This is a genomic window from Mycobacterium sp. TH-M82 (genome assembly GCF_057473605.1).
The window spans coordinates 1-1439 of sequence record NZ_JBYCKY010000595.1 but is presented as its reverse complement, the minus strand read 5'-3'; the positions used below and the strand labels follow the sequence as shown (position 1 = coordinate 1439).

Genomic DNA, 1439 nt, shown 5'->3' with positions numbered 1-1439 from the left:
CCTTCACCAGCCCGTGGGCACCCAGGTCAGCCAGCCAGGCGGCGTCTGAGACGTCGGTCTTGCGGCCGGGCAGATTGCGCACCGACGCCGCGTTGACGGCTCTTCAATTTTGACCGGGCAATCAGCATGAAGTCTGGGTTGCGGTCCGCTGTTTGCGGGTGCAGTGGAATCGTATCCGGCGGGCGGAGTTTTCTGGCTCTTCACAATCGAGGGTGTAGTCGGGGTCTGAATCCCCCGGTTTCTAGCAGGGATCTGGCGATGTAGTTGGTGAGGTTGCGAAAGCCCAGTGCTGAGCCGCGGAGGTGTTCGAGGCGGCCGTTGATCGCTTCGGTTGGCCCGTTGGAAGTGCCGGGCCGGTCGAAGTAGGCCAGGACGTCGGCGGCGCGCTTCTTCAGCGTCCGCCCGAGCGTGATGACTTCCTGCAGGGGCTTGGGGACGCCGGCGCTCAGCGTGGTGATCAGCGCGGCCATCATGGTGCGGCCGGTCTTGCGGTCGGGGTGCCGATAGGCGGCCACGATGCGCTGATACATCGTCCAGGTGGCCTCGACCTCGGCATGGGCGTCGATGGAGAACAGGGCGCTCAGCCGGGCTTTCTGTTTGTCGGTGAGCAGATCGGCGCCAGTCTGCAGGGTGCGCCGGCAGGCGTAGAGCGGATCGGTCTTGCGGCCGCGGTGCCCGCAGGTGTCCAGCTGGACCCGACGCCGGCATTCGTCGAGGGCGTTGCCGGCCAGGCGCACCACGTGGAAGGGGTCCATCACTGTCGCCGCGTCGGGCAGCTCTTCAGCGGTGGCGGTTGAACCCGGAGAATCCGTCCATGGCAACGACTTGCACACCATCACGCCACTGCTTGGGCCGCTCAGCCAACCAATCCTGGAATGCCTTTTTGGATCGGCCCTCGACCATGTCGAGCAACCGTGCCGGGCCGGTCTTGTCGCGGACCGGGGTCAGGTCGATGATGACGGTGACGTACTTGTCGCCGCGGCGGGTGTGCCGCCAGACGTGTTCGTCGACGCCGATCACCGCCACCGAGTCGAAGCGGGCCGGATCGGCGATGAGGACTCGGCGGCCTTCGGCGAGCACCGCGTTGTTGGCGGTGTTCCACGACACCGCCAACGCTTCTGCGATCCGGGCCACGGACAGATGTTGGCAGACAATGGCTTCCAGCGCCCACCGCAATCCGCGTCGGGACAGTTTGGCCCGCGGTTCGGCGGCCTTGCCACTGTCTTGACGCCACACATGAGCACAGCCCGCACACCGGTACCGGCGGATCGTGACCAGCAACGTCGTGGGCCGCCACCCGAACGGCTCATGAGCTAGTGGTGTGTCCTGTAATTAGCTGACTTTTTCGAGGGCGATCCGACCGCGCGCAACCTTGGCGAGGATGGACTCGGCGGTGGCGGTCCACACGTAGGGTTTTGGGTCGCTGTTGTGAGCGTCGA

Annotated in this window: 1 pseudogene; it reads right to left on the bottom strand. The window is 65.7% G+C overall.

Annotation, left to right across the window (positions count from 1 at the left end):
* Positions 1–200: 200 nt before the first annotated feature.
* Positions 201–1317: pseudogene (locus AC2VON_RS17785) on the bottom strand (ISL3 family transposase); the annotation flags it as partial.
* Positions 1318–1439 lie beyond the last annotated feature (122 nt).